This window comes from Streptococcus danieliae, from assembly GCF_025447695.1.
Classification (GTDB): domain Bacteria; phylum Bacillota; class Bacilli; order Lactobacillales; family Streptococcaceae; genus Streptococcus; species Streptococcus danieliae.
In genome coordinates this window covers 1-2,529 of sequence record NZ_JAOBSU010000155.1, presented here as the reverse complement: position 1 = coordinate 2,529, position 2,529 = coordinate 1, and the positions used below count along the sequence as shown (strand labels likewise).

Genomic DNA, 2,529 nt, shown 5'->3' with positions numbered 1-2,529 from the left:
TTGACGGAAAAGCTTATTAGCCTAGCTAAGCAGTCTTACTGTGCTGTTAAGAAAGACTCTCCTATGCTTGAACAAGCTCGTTACTACGCTCAAGAATTACAACGATTATCGGACTGTCGGCAAGCTGCTCTAGATGAGATGAAGAGCCTCGCTGAGTTCTTACCAGAATATGACATCTTATTGTCTATTCCAGGAATTGCAGAAACTACTGCCACCAGTATTATCGGGGAACTCGGGGATATTCGTCGGTTTAAAACTGCGAATCAGCTAAATTCTTTTATCGGTATTGATTTAAGACACTATGAATCTGGAGACTATCTAGCCAAGGAACACATTACGAAGCGTGGGAATCCTTATGCACGAAGAATTCTCTTTAGGTGTATTTACAACATCATTTCGGCTAGCCGTACCAACCCCTGCCATATTGCGGACTTTTATGAGAAACGAAAAAAGCAATCACAAGCGACTTCAACCAAGCCACATGTGATTGCCTCTATGCATCGTCTCATTCGAACGATTCATTACCTCATAACGCACAATAAACTTTACGACTATAGTCTTTCTAAAAGTCAATAAGGAATAATTGTACCATACCATTATAGCACCTTGTGAAAAAAATTGAAAGTCAAGGTGCTGTTTCAGTGTACTCTTTTTTAGGTATTTGGTCTTAAGTTATAGGTAAAATCATCAAAAGTTGCCTGTGAGCTAGCCTATTGTAAGAGAAGAGGGATTCCGTGTAAAGGCACGCTAACGCTCAAGGCCTTGACACAAAATCCCCTTCTCTTAGCTTGCCAACTAGGCTCAGCAGGCACCACTCTGCCAAATAAATTGGCTAATTTTTAGAAAAATGGTTGACAAATGGTAGAAAATTAAGAAAGCGAATAAACTAATTTTTTTTCATCTTAGTTCTATCCCACTCCCTTCTACTACTAAATCTCTTTAGAGATTTTTTTGTTTCTCTAAGTACTGCTTGGTTTCCAGAACCACAATTGGACTCAGCGCCAGAAGGGCGATGAGGTTTGGCAATACCATCAGGGCGTTGACAATGTCTGCGATCAACCAAATCACGTCAACTGTCAAGAAGGCTCCTAGGAAGACAAAGGCCACATAGAGAGCCCGGTAAATCCAAATAAAGCGCAAGCCAAAGAGGAACTCAAAGCAACGTTCGCCATAATAGTTCCAGCCAATAATAGTTGTAAAGGCAAAAAGAACCAAGAAGAGCATTAAGAGGATCGAGCCAAAGTTTCCAAAAACTGTTGCAAAGGCTTCTTGGGTCAAGCTGGCCCCATTAGCATCGCCACTCCATGTTCCGGTAATTAAGATCGACAAACCTGTTAGACTACAAACAATAATGGTATCAATGAAGGTACCGGTCATCGAAATGAGTCCTTGTTCCACAGGAGACTCGGTCTTCGCTGCAGCTGCGGCAATAGGCGCACTTCCCATACCGGATTCGTTCGAGAAGACTCCACGCGCAATCCCTGTTTGAATGGCTGTTCGTACCGTCGCTCCGGCAAAGCCTCCTAAGGCTGCGGCAGGGCTAAAGGCACTTTTGACAACCAGCTCCAGAGTTGGCAATAATTGATCCGCATTCACAACCAGAATAGTTCCAGCAGCAAGTACATAGATCAAGGCCATAAAAGGTACAACAGCTGTCGAAATCTTGGAGATACTGTGAATCCCACCAAAAATCGCAATGGCTACTAAAATGGTCAAGATTGGTCCGGTAATCTCTGATCCGATTCCCAAACCAGTTTTAATGGAGTCGGTAATGGAAGATACCTGGGTGAAGGTTCCGGTTGACAAGAGGGCTGTCAACACAGCTCCACCTGCGAAGAAATTGGCCAAGGGCCGCCATTTCTCACCCATACCATTAACGATATAGTACATTGGTCCGCCAGAAGCTGATCCCTTTTCATCTTTGACCCGGTAACGAATGGCCAAGACTCCTTCTGCATATTTGGTCGCCATTCCGAAAAAGGCTGCCACCCACATCCAGAAAAGAGCACCTGGTCCCCCCATCTTGATGGCTGTCGCCACCCCAACAATGTTGCCTGTACCAATGGTCGCTGCCAGGGCCGTACTCAAGGCTGCAAAGCTCGAGATATCTCCTTCGCCCTCCTTGTCATCGGCCTTAAAAATCAATTGCAAGGCACGAGGCAATTGGAGAACTTGTAATAAGCCCAAACGGAAACTAAGGAAGATTCCTGTTCCCACCAATAAAATTAAAAGGGGGGGTCCCCATACAAACGAATCGACTTGCGTTAAAATCTCTAACATGTCTACTGCTATATAAAATATCATCAAATATAGTCCTCGACAAGATTAAACCACATTTGAGAAAGATATATAGACTTCCTTTCTAATTTTAGAAAGACTAGAGTCTCTCTAAAAAAAACCAACTTCTCCATTTTAAACCAAAAAAGCCCCTTTGTCAATTTTAACCAATTTTAGAATCATTCCCGTTGCTTATTCTTTTTGAAAATAATGTCAGGATTCTGACTCCTCATCATCAATTTCATAAAAATG

At 42.9% G+C, this 2,529-nt stretch carries 2 protein-coding genes; one reads left to right on the top strand and one right to left on the bottom strand.

Annotated elements, in window-relative coordinates:
- The coding region (locus N4310_RS08155; RefSeq protein WP_262092781.1) for a transposase at positions 1 to 576 on the top strand (576 nt) is incomplete at its 5' end.
- A 363-nt stretch (positions 577 to 939) separates the two neighbouring features.
- Here N4310_RS08155 and N4310_RS08150 read toward each other — a convergent pair.
- The gene (locus N4310_RS08150; RefSeq protein ID WP_262092780.1) at positions 940 to 2,280 is read right to left on the bottom strand and encodes an alanine/glycine:cation symporter family protein; all 1,341 of its coding nucleotides are present in this window, start codon (positions 2,278 to 2,280) and stop codon (positions 940 to 942) included.
- Positions 2,281 to 2,529 lie beyond the last annotated feature (249 nt).

Coding starts and splice junctions, on each gene's coding strand:
- N4310_RS08150 (WP_262092780.1), bottom strand. CDS start 2,280: ATGTTAGAGATTTTAACGCAAGTCGATTCGTTTGTATGGGGACCCCCC.